This window comes from Escherichia sp. E2586 (genome assembly GCF_005781105.1).
GTDB lineage: Bacteria > Pseudomonadota > Gammaproteobacteria > Enterobacterales > Enterobacteriaceae > Escherichia.
Genome location: NZ_VATN01000002.1, coordinates 149,697 through 166,828, shown reverse-complemented (window position 1 = coordinate 166,828; position 17,132 = coordinate 149,697). Strand labels below are relative to the sequence as shown.

The window sequence follows — 17,132 nt, the reverse complement described above, 5'->3', positions numbered from 1 at the left end:
GAATAAGAAATTGCTATTAAAATTAGAACGAATATCCCACGCCGACACCTGCGCCAAAATCAGATTGTGTATCCGCTGAGACTCCCGCTTTAATTACCGTATGAATTCCTGCATTAAAAGATGTTCCGACAGACACCGCAGATTCACCGTTGAACGTTCCTGCTCCCGCTGACACCATCATTAAATCACCGGTTTTCACCTGCGGCTGTGAGGCAATGGCAATGGCTGACGCGATCCCCGCATTAGCATCTTTACGGTTATCTTCAACTTCGTTTTTCAGCGAACTGAAATTGTTATTGAGCGTTGTAATCTGCTGGCTGTTATCAGCGACCCGGTTTTGGGTGTTGGTTAACTGTTGCTGCGTTTGTGCGGAATCTTGTCTCAGACTTTCAATTTGCTCATGTGCCTGGGCTGACTTCTGCGCCAGACTTTGCATTTGTTTATCGTATTGAGTCCTTTCATTTTGCTGTTGTGCTGCCACATCGGTTGTCAGCGCATTCATTTTCTGCCCTTGTTCAGTGGTAGTGCGCTGATTAGCCTCATTTTGAGCCGCCAGTCTGGCATTAATCATCTCCTGATAATGCGCGGTATTTTGCGTATCTCCAGTCGCAGCGAGCGTTTTTTGTGTGGCTACGATCTGCGCCTGTTGCTCTGTAATTTGCGTTTGCTGGGCATCAGTTACCGCAGACTGTCGGGCGTTGATCATGCTCTGATAACGGGCAGTTGTCTGTACATCACCTGTAGCGGCAACGGTTTTTTGTCCTGCGTCAGGATCTGTCTGGACAGGGGGAGTCTGAGTGGTATCAGATGTTTCAGAAGGGATGTAGTGATGTTCAGTCAAATAGGTATACGCAGCGGGGCTGTTGTCTGTGCGTTCTAAAAAGCGGGTAATCTTCTGCTCAATCTCCGATTGCGACATGCCAGAGTTAATGGCTGAAAGCTCTGTTGCCGCCGCTTCAATGGTATCACCAGCTAAAACAACAGGGCTGGATGTTGCTGAAATTATGAGTGCCAGTAAAGCTACGTTTACAGTTTTCATTCATTTTCTCTCGTGCAAAATAAGCCGCATTAGTGTTTCTATAAGAAACAAATAATATTATTTTAAGAAATAAACTACGTTGCAATTTAATCGAAATCTACGCCGCCATTTGTGTGATGTAAAGTGCATTTTTGGTTGGTGTAAGCGTAAACACCACCAATAAGAAACAAAAAATGTTTCTTATATAAATAAAATAGAAAATCATTTTGTGCTCTTTCAATGTAAAAAAGAGTAAAGACTTGTTTTGATAAGCGAAATAAATGTTGTTTCTGGGCTAAACGTGAAGCTGTTCCTGATGTGTGCTAGAATGCGTTTCTTTGATAAATCTCAATTTTTAAGAGGTTTACGCCAGGCAGGAAAATTAAATGAATGAATTTGAGAAGATTTTTAATGAAATGAATCTGGACAGGGCGCTGCTCCCCATCCTTTTTCGTTCGAATCGCTCTACGGTGTGGAAGTATTTAAGCGGCGATAGTACGGCTCCTGCCTCTGCCATGTCGCTGATCATGCTGTTGCAGTTGATCCAGAAGAGAAACCCCGATCTGTTAGCCGAATGGTTAACGCTTTCTGATTTCACCATTCCGCCAGAAGTTTACCTGGACCAGCCTGATTACTGGAAAGGGTGGGTGTATACCCAACACAAGGTCAATAAAAACGTCCTGGAATATCTAAAAAAACACTATCCGGATGAAGACCAAAAAAACATGAATAAAGGCAGTGACGAGTAATTTGCCAATGCCAGTTAATATGGCGGAGGCGGCCGACGCGCCCGCGTTGCATCAGGCGTCGGTGCGCGACTGCCGGATGCGGCGTAAACGCCTTATCCGGCCTACGTTCAGGCACAGATTTGTAGGCATGATAAGACGCGTCAGCGTCGCATCAGGCGATGACCGCACGGATGATCAGCGTTATCCCTTCAATCGCAATCACCTCAACATGCGTACCTGCACCGAGATCCTCGCTGGCGCTGACGGGCCATGAACTGTCGCCGACGCGCATATGACCGCGCCCGTTGACTAACGGTGATTCCAGCACAAATCGTCTGCCGATCAATTGCTGTCCGCGCTGGTTTAAATGACTGTCACTGTGCTTTTGTTCGCGCACGCCTCGTGCCAGCCATTTCCACCACAGCCAGGCGGCAAGTAGCGTCAGGACGGCAAACATCACCCCTTGCCACTCCCAACCCAGCGGCAGCAACCAGACCACCAGGCCAGTAATCACCGCCGCGACACCGCTCCACAACAGATAACCATTGCCGCCCAACATCTCGGCTGCCAGCAGCAGACCGCCGAGACTCAGCCAAAAAATATGCGGATGGATAACTATCATCTCGATCATGATTTATTTCGCTCGTTCGCGCTGTCTTTCACCAGTTCAGCAATCCCGGCAATCGATCCCATCAGGCTGCTGGCGTCTAATGGCATCATCACCACTTTGCTGTTGCTGGAGGAACCAATCTGCTGTAACGCTTCGGTGTATTTCTGCGCCACGAAGTAATTCACCGCCTGAATGTCACCAGAAGCAATGGCTTCAGACACCATTTGGGTCGCGCGGGCTTCCGCTTCGGCAGAACGTTCACGTGCTTCGGCCTGTAAGAATGCCGACTGACGTTCACCTTCCGCTTTCAGGATTTGTGACTGTTTTTCACCTTCGGCTTTGAGAATTTCCGCCTGACGAATCCCTTCTGCTTCAAGGATGTAAGCGCGTTTGGTACGTTCCGCTTTCATCTGCGCGTTCATTGAAGAGATAAGTTCAGCCGGTGGGCGCACATCGCGAATTTCAATACGGGTGACTTTTATCCCCCACGGATTAGTGGCTTCATCGACAATATGCAGCAGACGCGAGTTAATGCTGTCGCGCTGAGAGAGCATTTCATCAAGTTCCATCGAACCCAGAACGGTACGGATGTTGGTCATGGTCAGGTTGATGATTGCCAGTTCCAGATTGCTAACTTCATAAGCCGCGCGCGGGGCATCAATCACCTGAATAAAGCAAACGGCGTCGATAGTGACGTTGGCGTTATCTTTCGAGATAACTTCCTGGGATGGGATGTCGAGCACTTGCTCCATCATATTGATCTTACGACCAATGCGGTCCATAAACGGCACCACCAGACTTAGCCCCGGCTGTAACGTTTTGGTATAACGACCAAATCGTTCTACCGTCCACTGATAGCCCTGCGGCACGATTTTGACGCCCGCGCCAACAATCACCAGCGCGACAAAAATGAGAATCGGGATAAAAATAAGCATCGGAAAAACCTCCTGTTGTACCGTCCATAAAGAGCAAAGTTGCTGCTTGATTAAACAAATTATACCTGATTACTGAAAGAGAGTTCCCCCTTATTCTTGCGGAGGATAAACTGTTTTTAGTAAAAATCAGAAAAAGGGATGGGTAATGCAGGAAAATAGTCTTTTGCTCCAACTGCAAAATGTTGGATATCAGGCGGGCGATACGAAGATTCTCAATAACATCAATTTTTCGCTGCGTGCTGGCGAATTTAAGTTAATTACCGGCCCTTCTGGCTGCGGTAAAAGTACGCTACTAAAAATAGTTGCTTCATTAATCAGCCCGACCTGCGGAACGTTACTGTTTGAAGGTGAGGATGTCAGCACACTAAAGCCAGAAACCTATCGCCAACAAGTTTCTTACTGCGCCCAGACGCCGGCTCTGTTTGGCGACACGGTCTACGATAACCTGATCTTTCCCTGGCAGATCCGTAACCAGCAGCCTGACCCGGCCATTTTTCTCGATTTTCTCGAACGTTTTTCCTTGCCTGACACCATTTTGACGAAAAATATCGCCGAGCTATCTGGTGGTGAAAAACAACGCATCTCATTGATTCGTAACCTACAATTTATGCCGAAGGTTTTATTGCTCGACGAAATCACCAGTGCGCTGGATGAAAGCAACAAACGCAACGTCAATGAGATGATCCACCGCTATGTACGTGAGCAAAATATTGCTGTGTTGTGGGTGACGCACGATAAAGACGAAATTAATCATGCGGATAAAGTGATTACACTGCAACCGCATGCCGGAGAAATGCAGGAAGCACGCTATGAACACGCATAATATTACCAACGAGTCACTGGCACTGGCATTAATGCTGGTGGTTGTCGCAATCTTAATTAGCCATAAAGAAAAACTGGCGCTGGAGAAAGATATTCTCTGGAGTGTGGGGCGCGCGATAATTCAGCTGATTATTGTCGGCTATGTATTGAAATATATTTTCAGCGTTGATGATGCCAGCCTGACATTATTGATGGTGTTATTTATCTGCTTTAATGCGGCGTGGAATGCGCAAAAACGCAGTAAATATATTGCTAAAGCGTTTATCTCATCGTTTATTGCCATTACGGTCGGGGCGGGAATTACCCTGGCGGTGCTGATTCTCTCAGGGTCGATTGAATTTATCCCGATGCAGGTGATCCCTATTGCCGGGATGATAGCCGGTAACGCGATGGTGGCAGTCGGGCTGTGTTATAACAATCTCGGGCAGCGGTTTATCAGCGAACAGCAACAGATTCAGGAGAAACTGAGTCTTGGGGCGACGCCGAAACAGGCTTCAGCGATATTGATTCGCGACAGTATTCGCGCGGCTTTAATTCCGACGGTCGATTCAGCAAAAACGGTTGGCTTAGTGAGTTTACCGGGAATGATGTCCGGGCTGATATTTGCCGGGATTGATCCAGTGAAGGCGATTAAATATCAGATTATGGTGACCTTTATGTTGCTCTCAACCGCCAGCCTGTCGACCATTATTGCCTGTTATTTAACCTATCGTAAATTTTACAATTCGCGCCACCAGTTGGTGGTGACGCAATTGAAGAAGAAATAATGTGATGCCGGATGCGCAGCATCGCATCCGGCGTTGTGGTTCATGCGCCGATCAACGGAAAATCAATACAACAACGCATACAGCTGGCGGCGATACTTCGACGCCAGTGCATCCCCCGTACCCAGCGCAGCGAGGATCTCCTGGAACGTTTTACGCGTCTGACCGTCTGCGGCGGTGAGATCTTTACGCAGATGCCCAAACAGTAACTCCAGCGCCTCTTCATTGCGCCCAACTTGATGCAGTTGCAGTGCCAGTTGCGTCGCCAGTGCGGCATCTTCTGGGTTCTCCGCCACCTGCTGTTGCAACTGTTGAATTTCCGGCGTATCTGCCGCCTGCTTCAGCAGTTCGATTTGCGCCACCAGCCCCTGGTAGCGGGTGTCCTGATCCTGCAACGGAATGGTTTTCAGCACGGCTTCTGCATCTTCAGAACGGTTCAGCGCAATCAGCGTTTCTGCCAGCAGCAGGCCGATCTCCCCGTTCTGGTTCGACAACTGCCAGGCGTCTTTCAGCAATGGCAGGGCGTCGGTGTAATTGCCTTCTTGCATCAGTTGCATCGCCTGCTGCGCTTTCAGCTCTTCTTCACGCGGCAGCACTTTATCCAGCAGGGCGCGGATCGCCTCTTCCGGTTGCGGCCCCTGGAAGCCGTCTACCGGTTGCCCGTTCTGGAACAGATACACGGTCGGAATCGCGCGCAGACCAAACTGGGAGGCAATCATCTGCTCAGCGTCGCAGTCCAGCTTCGCCAGAATAAATTGCCCGTTGTACTGCGCCGCGAGGCTTTCCAGAATTGGGGTTAACTGCAAACAGTGCTGGCTACGTTCAGACCAAAAATAGAACAGCACAGGTGTGGTCATTGACTGTTCAAGAACCTGTTGCAGGTTAGATTCGTTAATGTTGACAATATTTTCTACGGACATGGAGTCGCTCTCTGTTGTCGATATTTTCTTTGACATGGGGGCTTAAGCGCGCGCTTCAACTCACCCCTGCAATATTTTGTCCATCGCGCACCCCGGCAGCAGGCGCTTAAGCACCATGACTGCCCAGGTCACCAGCGTCACCGGATAGCGCATCTTCGGCTTCTCGCTGATAAAAGCATGGCGCACTTTGGCAACCACCGCTTCCGGCCCCAACGTAAAGCGGGCGGCGATGCCGGGGTTTTCGACCGGTTTATCGCTTTGCGTCTGGTTGACGTTGTCGGTGAAACGAGTACGAATGGGACCTGGCTCAACCAGGCTGACCTTGATTCCGCTGTGGCGCAGTTCCATGCGCAGTGCGTCTGACCACGCCTCCAGCGCATATTTACTGGCCGCGTAAGCGCCGCGGCCCGGCGTGGAGATTAATCCCATCACCGATGAGGTCATCACAATACGCCCTTCACCGTGCGGCAACATAGCCGGTAACAGGCGCATGGTGAGCTGGTGTGCGCCGAAAAAGTTGGCGGAAAACTGCTGTTCCATCTGCGCACGGCTGATGGTGGAAAGGGGGCCATACATGCCGAATCCGGCATTGTTAAAGATCCCATACAGACAATTATCGGTCAGGGCGATCACTTCGTCGGCTGCGCGATCAACACTTTCTGGCGAATCCAGATCGATCAACACGCCGGTGAATCCCATATTGTTCATGCGCTCAACATCATCCGGTTTCCGGCAACCTGCCAGCACATGAAAACCCTGGCGTTTTAATTCGAGCGCGCTTTCCAGGCCAATTCCACTGGAACATCCGGTAATTAAGACCGATTTTTGCATAACTTTACCTGTCAGGATCTCCGTTGCTTTATGAGTCATGATTTACTAAAGGCTGCAACTGCTTCGCCATCCAGTCGGCAATAAACGGCTGGGCGTCGCGGTTGGGATGAATACCGTCATCCTGCATCCATTGTGGCTTGAGGTAGACCTCTTCCATAAAAAAGGGCAGCAGCGGAACATCAAACTCTTTGGCGAGTTTGGGGTAAATGGCGCTAAAGGCTTCATTATAACGGCGACCATAGTTTGCAGGCAGACGTATTTGCATTAACAATGGTTCAGCGTTGGCGGCTTTGACATCCTGCAAAATCTGGCGCAGCGTTTGCTCGGTTTGTTGTGGCTGAAAACCACGCAAACCGTCATTGCCGCCCAGTTCAACCAGCACCCAGCGCGGCTGATGCTGTTTCAGCAGAGCCGGAAGGCGCGCCAGCCCTTGTTGCGAGGTGTCGCCGCTGATGCTGGCATTGACTACCGACGTTTTGCTCTGCCACTTATCATTCAACAAGGCAGGCCAGGCCGCGCTGGCAGACATTCGATACCCGGCGCTCAGGCTATCACCCAGAATTAATAACGTGTCCGCTGCGGCGGCACGGAAAGTTAACAGGACCAGGAACAGGAAGGGCAAATGCCAGCGGAAAACATTGTTGAAGTTCATCATCTTAAGAAGTCCGTCGGTCAGGGGGAGCATGAACTCTCCATCCTCACCGGAGTTGAGCTGGTTGTCAAACGTGGCGAAACCATCGCGCTGGTGGGCGAGTCGGGATCGGGTAAGTCAACCTTGCTGGCGATCCTCGCCGGGCTGGATGACGGCAGCAGTGGCGAAGTGAATCTGGTAGGACAACCGCTACATAATATGGACGAAGAAGCGCGGGCAAAGTTGCGCGCGAAGCATGTAGGCTTTGTTTTTCAGTCATTTATGTTAATTCCGACCCTTAACGCGCTGGAAAACGTCGAGCTTCCGGCGCTGCTGCGCGGTGAGAGTAGCGCGGAAAGTCGTAACGGGGCGAAAGCATTGCTCGAACAGTTAGGGCTGGGCAAACGTCTTGATCATCTTCCGGCACAGCTTTCCGGCGGCGAACAGCAACGTGTCGCGCTGGCGCGTGCCTTTAACGGTCGGCCAGATGTGCTATTTGCTGATGAACCTACCGGCAACCTTGACCGCCAGACGGGCGATAAAATTGCCGACCTGCTGTTTTCCCTTAACCGTGAGCATGGCACCACGTTGATTATGGTGACCCACGACCTGCAACTGGCGGCACGCTGCGACCGCTGCTTACGGCTGGTGAACGGGCAGTTGCAGGAGGAAGCATGATTGCACGTTGGTTCTGGCGCGAATGGCGCTCGCCGTCGCTATTAATTGTCTGGCTGGCGCTAAGCCTGGCGGTGGCCTGCGTGCTGGCGCTGGGCAATATCAGCGATCGCATGGAGAAAGGTTTAAGCCAGCAAAGCCGGGAGTTTATGGCGGGCGATCGGGCGTTGCGCAGTTCGCGCGAAGTGCCGCAAGCGTGGCTGGAGGAAGCGCAAAAGCGCGGCCTGAAAGTCGGCAAGCAGCTGACTTTCGCCACGATGACATTTGCAGGCGACACACCGCAGCTGGCGAACGTCAAAGCGGTGGATGAGATCTACCCGATGTATGGCGATCTGCAAACTAATCCCCCTGGCCTGAAACCGCAGGCGGGCAGCGTGTTGCTGGCCCCACACCTGATGGCACTGCTTAACCTGAAAATCGGCGATACCATCGACGTGGGCGATGCCACGCTGCGGATCGCCGGAGAAGTGATTCAGGAACCGGATTCCGGTTTTAACCCCTTCCAGATAGCCCCACGCCTGATGATGAATCTGGCGGATGTCGATAAAACCGGAGCCGTGCAGCCGGGGAGTCGGGTCACCTGGCGCTATAAATTTGGTGGCAGCGAGAATCAGCTCGACGGCTATGAGAAATGGCTGTTACCCCAGCTTAAACCCGAACAACGCTGGTACGGTCTGGAACAGGACGAAGGCGCGCTGGGGCGCTCGATGGAACGCTCGCAACAGTTCCTGCTGCTTTCGGCGCTTCTGACCTTGCTGCTGGCAGTGGCTGCGGTGGCGGTGGCGATGAATCATTACTGTCGCAGTCGCTACGATCTGGTGGCGATCCTCAAAACGCTGGGGGCAGGGCGAGCGCAACTGCGTAAGTTAATCGTCGGTCAGTGGTTGATGATTCTGGTGCTTTCAGCCGTTACCGGCGGGGCGATTGGCCTGTTGTTCGAAAGCGTATTGATGGTACTGCTCAAGCCCGTTCTGCCTGCCGCACTACCGCCTGCCAGCCTCTGGCCGTGGCTGTGGGCGCTCGGCACCATGACAGTCATCTCGCTGCTGGTGGGGCTACGACCGTACCGCCTGTTGCTGGCAACGCAGCCTTTACGCGTACTACGTAATGATGTGGTAGCGAACGTCTGGCCGCTGAAGTTTTATCTGCCGGTTGTCACTGTGGTGGTTGTGCTGCTGCTCGTCGGGCTGATGGGCGGCAGTATGCTGCTGTGGGCGGTGCTGGCGGGCGCGGTGGTGCTGGCTTTGCTGTGCGGTGTGCTGGGCTGGATGCTGCTGAATGTACTTCGCCGCATGACGCTGAAATCGCTGCCTCTGCGCCTGGCGGTCAGCCGCCTGTTACGTCAGCCGTGGTCAACGTTAAGCCAGCTTTCGGCTTTTTCGCTCTCCTTTATGCTGCTGGCGCTGCTGCTAGTGTTGCGTGGCGATCTGCTCGACCGCTGGCAGCAGCAGCTACCGCCAGAAAGCCCGAACTACTTTTTAATCAACATCGCCACAGAACAGGTTACGCCGCTAAAAGCGTTCCTCGCGGAACATCAGATAGTCCCGGAATCGTTTTATCCGGTGGTGCGGGCGCGGCTGACGGCGATTAACGACAAGCCGACAGAAGGTAATGACGATGAGGCGCTTAACCGCGAACTCAATCTTACCTGGCAAAATACGCGGCCCGATCATAATCCGATTGTCGCCGGTAACTGGCCGCCAAAAGCCGATGAAGTGTCGATGGAAGAGGGGCTGGCGAAACGCTTAAACGTTGCCCTCGGCGATACCGTGACTTTTATGGGCGATACCCAGGAGTTCCGCGCTAAAGTGACCAGCCTGCGCAAAGTGGACTGGGAAAGTCTGCGGCCTAATTTCTATTTTATTTTCCCTGAAGGGGCGCTGGATGGACAGCCGCAAAGCTGGCTCACCAGTTTCCGCTGGGAGAATGGCAACGGCATGTTGACGCAACTCAACCGTCAGTTCCCGACCATTAGCCTGTTAGACATTGGCGCGATTTTAAAACAGGTCGGTCAGGTGCTGGAGCAGGTAAGTCGGGCGCTGGAAGTGATGGTAGTGCTGGTCACCGCCTGCGGTATGTTGCTGTTGCTGGCACAGGTGCAGGTGGGAATGCGTCAGCGTCATCAGGAGCTGGTGGTGTGGCGCACCCTAGGCGCGGGCAAAAAACTGCTGCGCACAACATTGTGGAGTGAGTTCGCCATGCTCGGGTTTGTTTCTGGTCTGGTGGCCGCAACTGGTGCGGAAACGGCGCTGGCAGTGTTGCAGGCGAAAGTGTTCGACTTCCCGTGGGAACCGGACTGGCGGTTGTGGATTGTGCTGCCGTGCAGCGGTGCACTGCTGCTGTCACTTTGCGGCGGCTGGCTCGGCGCGCGACTGGTTAAGGGTAAGGCGCTGTTCAGGCAGTTTGCGGGGTGATGACAGGCGTTAGATTGCCTGATGCGCTACGCTTATCAGGCCTACGAGGATCGTGCAATATATTGATTTTGCAAGATTGTGTAGGCCGGATAAGGCGTTTACGCCGCATCCGGCAGTCTTGCTACTAGCGTCGGGATTGTATCGCCAACATAGCTGTTTGAATATGTAGGCATCCTGACTTATAATTCACTTGCTAGATGAGGACTGTTTCATTTCTGCCCGGAACCACCAAGTCTTGGGCGGAAAAATAAAAAAACCGACTGTCATGTCGGTTTTTTTATATCTGTATTCTGGTGCAACCATTCTGTTTTCACGACAATCGCCGTTTCAGAATACCGCCCATCACCGCGCCTTAACCCATTCCGCCACTTCCGCCCACTCACCGCGAAAGACAACTTTTTCCGCTTTTTTCTCAAGCTGATAGCGATACATCGGGTCGTAATACTCTTCAAGCAGCGGCACCAGCCAGGCCAGATGACCGTCGGTTGTGCCGGTTGAGAGTTGCGTTGTCAGCGCTGCATCCAGCCTTGCAGCCAGTTCGTTATAGCGCTGTAGCCCCAGCCGACGCTTAATCGCTGAAAGCCCATGATGCAGGTATTCGCAATACTCCTGCCAGCCCTGTTCGTCGCCGTACGCGTGGGTAAAATCATGATGCATACGCAAGAAATACTCTTCGTTCAGGCGTTCAAGACGGATCTCAAACGGATCTTCTACCACCGCAATCGCCGCCTGAGTCATTCGCTCGCGCAGGCATTCCGGCAGGTGATTCGAACCGATCATCCGGCTTTCATCTTCCAGCACCCACAGGCGCAGATCCTGACGGGCGTCTGTTTTTAGCATTTCGGCAGCCAGCAGGTTTTCAAAACTCGCCTGACTAAGTTGCGGCTGCAATGTGCGACCAAAAGCAGAACCGCGATGGCGCGCCAGCCCTTCCAGATCAACACCGTTCGGCTGTTGTTGCACTAACAGCGTTTTACCGCTGCCAGTACAACCGCCAATCAGCACTATCGGTTTTTGTGCCAGTTCAATGGTCGCCTGAATCGCAGTCTGGCGCAGTACCTTATAACCGCCTTCCACCAGCGGATAATCAATCCCCGCTTCATGCAGCCAGCGTTGCACAATATGTGAACGTTGACCGCCACGGGCACAGCAGAGAATACCTTGCGGATTTTGCAGACACGCTGCCCGCCAGGCCTCCATGCGCTGCTGACGAATTTCACCCGCCACCAGTTTATGCCCCAGCGCCAGCGCCGCGTCAGACCCTTGCTGTTTATAGCAGGTGCCAACGGCGGCGCGTTCATCATTATTCATTAACGGCAGATTGATAGCGGCGGGCATTGCGCCTTGCTCAAACTCGATGGGGGCGCGAACATCAATAATGGGCGTATCAGCAATCAGCAGGGCACGATAGTCCTGTTCCGTGTGTCTCTCTTGCATAGTAAAAAGTGAACCTCAAATCAGCTTGCGCGCTATTTTACGCGCCAACGCGCAAGGAAACTTGATTTTTAACTGTGTGAGTTGCCGAAAATTTCTAAAAATCCACTGATTTCCGGCCTGCGCTGGGTAAATAAGGCCACAATATCTTCCACCGCTTTGCCGCTGCCAAATTTACGCCATGCCAGACTCAATGGCGAAGGCGGGCGCATCGTCGGGATGACCCGGCTGACCAGTTGTTGATTATCAATCATCGACTGGCAAAGTGATTTTGGCAAAAAACCAATGCCAACGCCCGCCAGATGGGCGGCGATTTTCGTTTCCATATCAGGAACAATAATCTCTTTTTGTCCCGGCAAACGCCAGGCGACGCGTTTGGTTAAGGTGCGGGCGCTGTCTTCAATATTGACCGCCGGAAAGCGCCGCAATTGCGCTTCTGTTAGCGGCTCTTCAACCTTTGCCAGTGGATGATCTGCCGCCATGACAAAGCGCCATTGCACCGAACCTAAGGGATCAAGGCTAAAAGTATTTGCCAGTGCTTCTGTTCCCGTGACGCCGATAGCCAGTGAAAAACCTTCGTACAATAGCGAGTCCCAGACGCCCATATAGATTTGTCGGGAGATGTGAAACTGGGTAAAGGGGTAACGTTCATTCAACCACGCCAGCAACTGGGCGACGGCCTCGGAATTATAGAGCAGGTTGTTGATGACGATATTCACCTGGCGTTCCACGCCATCATTCACCTGTTGTAGCTCGCTCGGCATGCTTTCCAGCCAACTCAGCCAGTCTCTGGCCTGACAAAGCAGATGTTCGCCAGCCGCTGTCAACGTCACGCTGCGAGTCGTGCGGAAAAACAGCGCTACTCCGGTATTCTCTTCCAGAAGCTTAATGCGATAACTGATGGTCGCCGTCGTTTTACATAATCGTTCTGCCGCTTTTGAAAAACTTCCCGTTTCGGCAACAGCAATGAAAGTCCGCAAAGTTTCTGGATCAAACATCTTCAGGTATCCCCTTTTAAATCCGCAGGTTGCGTGATTTTCCTGTCCTTTGATTTACCTGTATTTTCACATGATAACCCTGCGTGATTTGTGGGCTAAATCTAGTTTTGGAAAAATATTCCAACTTTTGTATTGATGTTGTTCTCTTAAGGTTTTAGATTGCCTGTTATTGAAACCTGGCTGATCGGTCGGCGGTGGTTGAACGGAATTATGTTACAAGGACAAAAAGATGAAACTTCAGGTATTACCGTTAAGTCAGGAAGCCTTCTGTGCTTATGGCGACGTTATCGAAACGCAGCAACGGGATTTTTTCCATATTAACAATGGCCTGGTGGAGCGCTATCACGATTTGGCGCTGGTTGAGATTCTTGAGCAAGACCGTACGCTTATCAGCATTAACCGCGCGCAACCGGCGAATCTGCCGCTGACCATCCACGAACTCGAACGTCATCCGCTGGGTACTCAGGCATTTATCCCGATGAAAGGTGAAGTGTTTGTAGTGGTCGTGGCGTCAGGTGACGATAAACCAGACCTGTCAACGCTGCGGGCGTTTATCACCAACGGTGAGCAGGGGGTGAATTATCATCGTAACGTCTGGCATCACCCGCTTTTCGCCTGGCAGCGCGTCACCGATTTTCTGACTATCGATCGCGGCGGCAGTGACAACTGTGATGTTGAAAGTATTCCTGAGCAGGAACTCTGTTTTGCGTGACGCCTGCAACCGACTTGCATAAGATAAACTAATTGTTCATTGTTTATGCTCACTTGTAGGTCGGAGTTAACGTAGGTATGACGGAAGTTAGACGGCGCGGCAGGCCAGGACAGGCGGAGCCTGTGGCACAGAAGGGCGCACAGGCGTTAGAGCGGGGAATTGCGATTCTGCAATATCTGGAAAAAAGTGGAGGAAGTTCGTCGGTTAGCGATATTTCTCTCAATCTGGATTTGCCGCTCTCGACGACCTTTCGCCTGTTAAAGGTTTTACAGGCAGCGGATTTTGTCTATCAGGACAGTCAGTTAGGCTGGTGGCATATAGGATTAGGTGTCTTTAACGTCGGCGCGGCGTACATCCATAACCGTGATGTCCTCTCCGTTGCCGGGCCGTTTATGCGCCGCCTGATGCTGCTTTCCGGCGAGACGGTCAATGTCGCGATTCGTAACGGCAATGAAGCGGTATTAATTGGTCAGTTAGAGTGTAAATCGATGGTCAGGATGTGTGCGCCGCTGGGCAGTCGTCTGCCGCTGCATGCTTCCGGTGCGGGCAAGGCGCTGCTTTATCCGCTGGCGGAAGAGGAGTTGATGAGCATCATTCTGCAAACCGGTTTGCAGCAGTTTACGCCAACGACGCTTGTGGATATGCCTACCTTGCTGAAGGACCTGGAACAAGCGCGTGAACTGGGCTATACCGTAGATAAAGAAGAGCATGTTGTAGGCCTGAATTGCATAGCTTCTGCAATTTACGATGATGTAGGTAGTGTTGTTGCCGCTATCTCCATCTCCGGGCCTTCATCAAGACTGACAGAAGATCGTTTTGTCAGTCAGGGTGAGCTGGTCAGAGACACCGCCCGCGATATCAGCACGGCGTTGGGACTGAAAGCACATCCATAGTGTCTGTCGCATCCCGCTCTGCGGAGCGGGTTTTTTTGACAAAATTTGAAAGTTGGAAAATTTTTCCAATTAATAGAGGTAGGAATAAAATGGCAAAAATGAGAGCCGTTGACGCGGCAATGTATGTGCTGGAGAAAGAAGGTATCACCACCGCCTTCGGCGTTCCGGGAGCTGCAATCAATCCGTTCTACTCAGCGATGCGTAAGCACGGCGGTATTCGTCACATTCTGGCGCGTCACGTGGAAGGTGCGTCGCACATGGCGGAAGGCTATACCCGCGCAACGGCTGGGAATATCGGCGTTTGTTTGGGAACTTCGGGACCAGCAGGCACTGACATGATCACCGCGCTCTATTCCGCTTCTGCTGATTCCATTCCTATTTTGTGCATCACCGGCCAGGCACCGAGAGCCCGTCTGCATAAAGAAGATTTTCAGGCCGTAGATATTGAAGCAATTGCTAAACCGGTCAGCAAAATGGCGGTTACAGTTCGTGAAGCGGCGCTGGTGCCTCGTGTGCTGCAACAGGCATTTCACCTGATGCGTTCTGGGCGTCCGGGTCCGGTAATGGTGGATTTACCGTTCGACGTTCAGGTTGCGGAAATCGAGTTTGATCCTGATATGTACGAACCGCTGCCAGTCTACAAACCTGCAGCCAGCCGTATGCAGATCGAAAAAGCGGTAGAAATGTTAATTCAGGCCGAACGTCCGGTGATTGTTGCCGGGGGCGGGGTGATCAACGCCGATGCCGCGGCGCTGTTACAACAGTTTGCCGAACTGACCAGCGTTCCGGTGATCCCAACGCTGATGGGCTGGGGCTGTATTCCGGACGATCACGAACTGATGGCCGGGATGGTGGGTCTGCAAACCGCGCATCGTTACGGTAACGCAACGTTGCTGGCGTCGGACATGGTGTTTGGTATCGGTAACCGTTTTGCTAACCGTCATACCGGTTCGGTAGAGAAATACACCGAAGGGCGCAAAATCGTTCATATCGATATTGAACCGACGCAAATTGGCCGCGTGCTGTGTCCGGATCTCGGCATTGTCTCCGACGCCAAAGCGGCGCTGACGCTGCTGGTTGAAGTGGCCCAGGAGATGCAAAAAGCGGGTCGTCTGCCGTGTCGTAAAGAGTGGGTTGCTGAGTGCCAGCAGCGCAAACGCACTTTGCTGCGCAAAACCCATTTCGACAACGTGCCGGTGAAACCGCAGCGCGTGTATGAAGAGATGAACAAAGCCTTTGGACGTGATGTTTGCTATGTCACCACCATCGGCCTGTCACAAATCGCTGCGGCGCAAATGCTGCATGTCTTTAAAGACCGTCACTGGATCAACTGTGGTCAGGCAGGCCCGCTGGGCTGGACCATTCCGGCTGCGCTGGGCGTGTGTGCTGCTGATCCAGAACGTAATGTGGTGGCGATTTCCGGTGACTTCGACTTCCAGTTCCTGATTGAAGAATTAGCCGTTGGCGCACAGTTCAACATTCCGTACATCCATGTGCTGGTGAATAACGCCTATCTCGGCCTGATTCGTCAGTCACAACGCGCATTTGATATGGATTACTGCGTACAGCTCGCGTTCGAAAATATTAACTCCAGTGATGTGAACGGTTATGGCGTTGACCACGTGAAAGTAGCGGAAGGTTTAGGTTGTAAAGCGATTCGCGTTTTCAAACCGGAAGATATTGCTCCAGCCTTTGAACAGGCGAAAGCCTTAATGGCGCAGTACCGTGTCCCGGTGGTGGTGGAAATTATGCTGGAACGTGTAACCAATATTTCGATGGGCAGTGAACTGGATAACGTCATGGAATTTGAAGATATCGCCGATAACGCAGCGGATGCACCGACTGAAACCTGCTTCATGCACTATGAATAAGGGAGATAAATAATGTTACGTTTCTCTGCTAATTTATCGATGTTATTTGGTGAATATGATTTTCTCGCCCGTTTTGAGAAAGCTGCACAGTGTGGTTTTCGCGGCGTTGAATTTATGTTCCCTTATGACTACGACATTGAAGAATTAAAACAGGTGCTGGCGAGTAATAAACTCGAGCATACGTTGCACAATTTACCGGCAGGTGACTGGGCGGCGGGCGAGCGGGGTATTGCCTGTATTCCTGGCCGTGAAGAAGAGTTTCGGGATGGCGTAGCAGCAGCGATTCGTTATGCTCGTGCATTGGGTAATAAAAAAATTAACTGTCTGGTCGGTAAAACGCCGGCTGGTTTCAGCAGTGAACAGATTCACGCAACGCTTGTAGAAAACCTGCGTTATGCCGCGAATATGCTGATGAAAGAAGATATTTTATTACTGATTGAACCTATTAACCATTTTGATATTCCTGGTTTCCATCTCACCGGAACTCGGCAGGCGCTGAAATTGATTGATGATGTTGGTTGCTGCAATTTGAAAATTCAGTATGACATTTATCACATGCAGCGGATGGAAGGTGAATTAACCAATACCATGACTCAGTGGGCCGATAAAATTGGTCACCTGCAAATTGCCGATAATCCACATCGCGGCGAACCGGGAACCGGAGAAATTAATTACGAATATCTCTTTACGGTAATTGCGCAATCAAACTACGATGGGTGGGTAGGATGTGAATATAAACCGAAGACCACTACGGAAGAGGGATTAGCGTGGATTACCCCTTACTGCTAAATTAAAATATGCTGCAGACAAGGTTTTTAATACCTGGCTGGTGGGGAATGAAGTTATCTGTATTCGATAAATGATAGCAGTTGGCGC

At 51.7% G+C, this 17,132-nt stretch carries 17 protein-coding genes; 9 read left to right on the top strand and 8 right to left on the bottom strand.

Annotated features, from left to right (window positions below; all coding sequences use genetic code 11):
- Positions 1-22 precede the first annotated feature (22 nt).
- A complete protein-coding gene (locus FEK50_RS02125) occupies positions 23-1,039 on the bottom strand; it encodes a YadA family autotransporter adhesin (RefSeq protein WP_130206343.1) in 1,017 nt (338 codons plus the stop codon).
- A 365-nt stretch (positions 1,040-1,404) separates the two neighbouring features.
- On the opposite strand from FEK50_RS02125, the gene FEK50_RS02120 reads away from it, so the two are divergent.
- Entirely contained in the window at positions 1,405-1,767 is a 363-nt protein-coding gene (locus FEK50_RS02120) for a hypothetical protein (RefSeq protein WP_001001643.1), read from the top strand.
- 151 nt (positions 1,768-1,918) lie between these two features.
- Here the strand turns inward: FEK50_RS02120 and FEK50_RS02115 are convergent, their stop codons facing one another.
- Complete coding sequence (locus FEK50_RS02115) at positions 1,919-2,377, bottom strand: NfeD family protein (RefSeq protein ID WP_130260279.1); 459 nt, start codon at positions 2,375-2,377, stop codon at positions 1,919-1,921.
- Positions 2,374-3,291 (bottom strand): SPFH domain-containing protein, encoded by a 918-nt coding sequence (locus FEK50_RS02110; protein WP_000904498.1) that lies wholly within the window; start codon positions 3,289-3,291, stop codon positions 2,374-2,376. The genes FEK50_RS02115 and FEK50_RS02110 overlap by 4 nt, the downstream gene beginning before the upstream one ends.
- Positions 3,292-3,436: 145 nt before the next feature.
- Between FEK50_RS02110 and fetA the strand changes: the two genes are divergently transcribed.
- Positions 3,437-4,114: an iron ABC transporter ATP-binding protein FetA gene (gene fetA, locus FEK50_RS02105; RefSeq protein ID WP_131161000.1), complete on the top strand. Its 678-nt coding sequence runs from the start codon at positions 3,437-3,439 to the stop codon at positions 4,112-4,114.
- Complete coding sequence (gene fetB / locus FEK50_RS02100; RefSeq protein WP_130206349.1) at positions 4,101-4,880, top strand: iron export ABC transporter permease subunit FetB; 780 nt, start codon at positions 4,101-4,103, stop codon at positions 4,878-4,880. The genes fetA and fetB overlap by 14 nt, the downstream gene beginning before the upstream one ends.
- Before the next feature lie 62 nt (positions 4,881-4,942).
- Here the strand turns inward: fetB and cnoX are convergent, their stop codons facing one another.
- Genes cnoX through tesA form a run of 3 tightly spaced genes read right to left on the bottom strand, consistent with a single transcriptional unit; the run spans position 4,943 to position 7,280 of the window.
- Positions 4,943-5,797: a chaperedoxin gene (cnoX, locus tag FEK50_RS02095; RefSeq protein ID WP_016159169.1), complete on the bottom strand. Its 855-nt coding sequence runs from the start codon at positions 5,795-5,797 to the stop codon at positions 4,943-4,945.
- A 60-nt stretch (positions 5,798-5,857) separates the two neighbouring features.
- Entirely contained in the window at positions 5,858-6,667 is an 810-nt protein-coding gene (gene ybbO / locus FEK50_RS02090; protein WP_130206351.1) for an NADP(+)-dependent aldehyde reductase, read from the bottom strand.
- The gene (gene tesA, locus FEK50_RS02085) at positions 6,657-7,280 is read right to left on the bottom strand and encodes a multifunctional acyl-CoA thioesterase I/protease I/lysophospholipase L1 (protein WP_001295836.1); all 624 of its coding nucleotides are present in this window, start codon (positions 7,278-7,280) and stop codon (positions 6,657-6,659) included. Before tesA ends, ybbO begins: the two co-directional genes overlap by 11 nt.
- On the opposite strand from tesA, the gene ybbA reads away from it, so the two are divergent.
- Complete coding sequence (gene ybbA, locus FEK50_RS02080; protein ID WP_032237096.1) at positions 7,251-7,937, top strand: putative ABC transporter ATP-binding protein YbbA; 687 nt, start codon at positions 7,251-7,253, stop codon at positions 7,935-7,937. The two genes, tesA and ybbA, sit on opposite strands and share 30 nt — an antisense overlap.
- Complete coding sequence (gene ybbP, locus FEK50_RS02075) at positions 7,934-10,348, top strand: putative ABC transporter permease subunit YbbP (RefSeq protein WP_131161001.1); 2,415 nt, start codon at positions 7,934-7,936, stop codon at positions 10,346-10,348. Before ybbA ends, ybbP begins: the two co-directional genes overlap by 4 nt.
- A gap of 342 nt (positions 10,349-10,690) precedes the next feature.
- Here the strand turns inward: ybbP and mnmH are convergent, their stop codons facing one another.
- Entirely contained in the window at positions 10,691-11,785 is a 1,095-nt protein-coding gene (gene mnmH, locus FEK50_RS02070; RefSeq protein WP_131161002.1) for a tRNA 2-selenouridine(34) synthase MnmH, read from the bottom strand.
- A gap of 68 nt (positions 11,786-11,853) precedes the next feature.
- A complete protein-coding gene (allS, locus tag FEK50_RS02065) occupies positions 11,854-12,780 on the bottom strand; it encodes an HTH-type transcriptional activator AllS (protein WP_131161003.1) in 927 nt (308 codons plus the stop codon).
- A 229-nt stretch (positions 12,781-13,009) separates the two neighbouring features.
- Here allS and allA point away from each other — a divergent pair, with 229 nt between their 5' ends.
- The 4 genes from allA (at position 13,010) to hyi (ending at position 17,045) form a co-directional block, all read left to right on the top strand.
- Positions 13,010-13,492, top strand: coding sequence for an ureidoglycolate lyase (gene allA / locus FEK50_RS02060; protein WP_130206359.1), 483 nt, complete (start codon positions 13,010-13,012; stop codon positions 13,490-13,492).
- A gap of 77 nt (positions 13,493-13,569) precedes the next feature.
- Positions 13,570-14,385: an HTH-type transcriptional repressor AllR gene (gene allR, locus FEK50_RS02055; protein ID WP_000141275.1), complete on the top strand. Its 816-nt coding sequence runs from the start codon at positions 13,570-13,572 to the stop codon at positions 14,383-14,385.
- Between the two features lie 89 nt (positions 14,386-14,474).
- Entirely contained in the window at positions 14,475-16,256 is a 1,782-nt protein-coding gene (gcl, locus tag FEK50_RS02050) for a glyoxylate carboligase (RefSeq protein ID WP_131161004.1), read from the top strand.
- Between the two features lie 12 nt (positions 16,257-16,268).
- Complete coding sequence (gene hyi, locus FEK50_RS02045) at positions 16,269-17,045, top strand: hydroxypyruvate isomerase (protein WP_131161005.1); 777 nt, start codon at positions 16,269-16,271, stop codon at positions 17,043-17,045.
- Positions 17,046-17,132 lie beyond the last annotated feature (87 nt).

Bases quoted from the DNA above. Each gene is read 5' to 3' on its own strand.
- allA (WP_130206359.1), top strand. From the start codon at position 13,010: ATGAAACTTCAGGTATTACCGTTAAGTCAGGAAGCCTTCTGTGCTTAT.
- mnmH (WP_131161002.1), bottom strand. From the start codon at position 11,785: ATGCAAGAGAGACACACGGAACAGGACTATCGTGCCCTGCTGATTGCT.
- gcl (WP_131161004.1), top strand. From the start codon at position 14,475: ATGGCAAAAATGAGAGCCGTTGACGCGGCAATGTATGTGCTGGAGAAA.
- allS (WP_131161003.1), bottom strand. From the start codon at position 12,780: ATGTTTGATCCAGAAACTTTGCGGACTTTCATTGCTGTTGCCGAAACG.
- FEK50_RS02120 (WP_001001643.1), top strand. From the start codon at position 1,405: ATGAATGAATTTGAGAAGATTTTTAATGAAATGAATCTGGACAGGGCG.
- ybbA (WP_032237096.1), top strand. From the start codon at position 7,251: ATGCCAGCGGAAAACATTGTTGAAGTTCATCATCTTAAGAAGTCCGTC.
- allR (WP_000141275.1), top strand. From the start codon at position 13,570: ATGACGGAAGTTAGACGGCGCGGCAGGCCAGGACAGGCGGAGCCTGTG.
- hyi (WP_131161005.1), top strand. From the start codon at position 16,269: ATGTTACGTTTCTCTGCTAATTTATCGATGTTATTTGGTGAATATGAT.
- cnoX (WP_016159169.1), bottom strand. From the start codon at position 5,797: ATGTCCGTAGAAAATATTGTCAACATTAACGAATCTAACCTGCAACAG.
- tesA (WP_001295836.1), bottom strand. From the start codon at position 7,280: ATGAACTTCAACAATGTTTTCCGCTGGCATTTGCCCTTCCTGTTCCTG.
- ybbP (WP_131161001.1), top strand. From the start codon at position 7,934: ATGATTGCACGTTGGTTCTGGCGCGAATGGCGCTCGCCGTCGCTATTA.
- FEK50_RS02110 (WP_000904498.1), bottom strand. From the start codon at position 3,291: ATGCTTATTTTTATCCCGATTCTCATTTTTGTCGCGCTGGTGATTGTT.
- fetA (WP_131161000.1), top strand. From the start codon at position 3,437: ATGCAGGAAAATAGTCTTTTGCTCCAACTGCAAAATGTTGGATATCAG.
- fetB (WP_130206349.1), top strand. From the start codon at position 4,101: ATGAACACGCATAATATTACCAACGAGTCACTGGCACTGGCATTAATG.
- FEK50_RS02115 (WP_130260279.1), bottom strand. From the start codon at position 2,377: ATGATCGAGATGATAGTTATCCATCCGCATATTTTTTGGCTGAGTCTC.
- ybbO (WP_130206351.1), bottom strand. From the start codon at position 6,667: ATGACTCATAAAGCAACGGAGATCCTGACAGGTAAAGTTATGCAAAAA.
- FEK50_RS02125 (WP_130206343.1), bottom strand. From the start codon at position 1,039: ATGAAAACTGTAAACGTAGCTTTACTGGCACTCATAATTTCAGCAACA.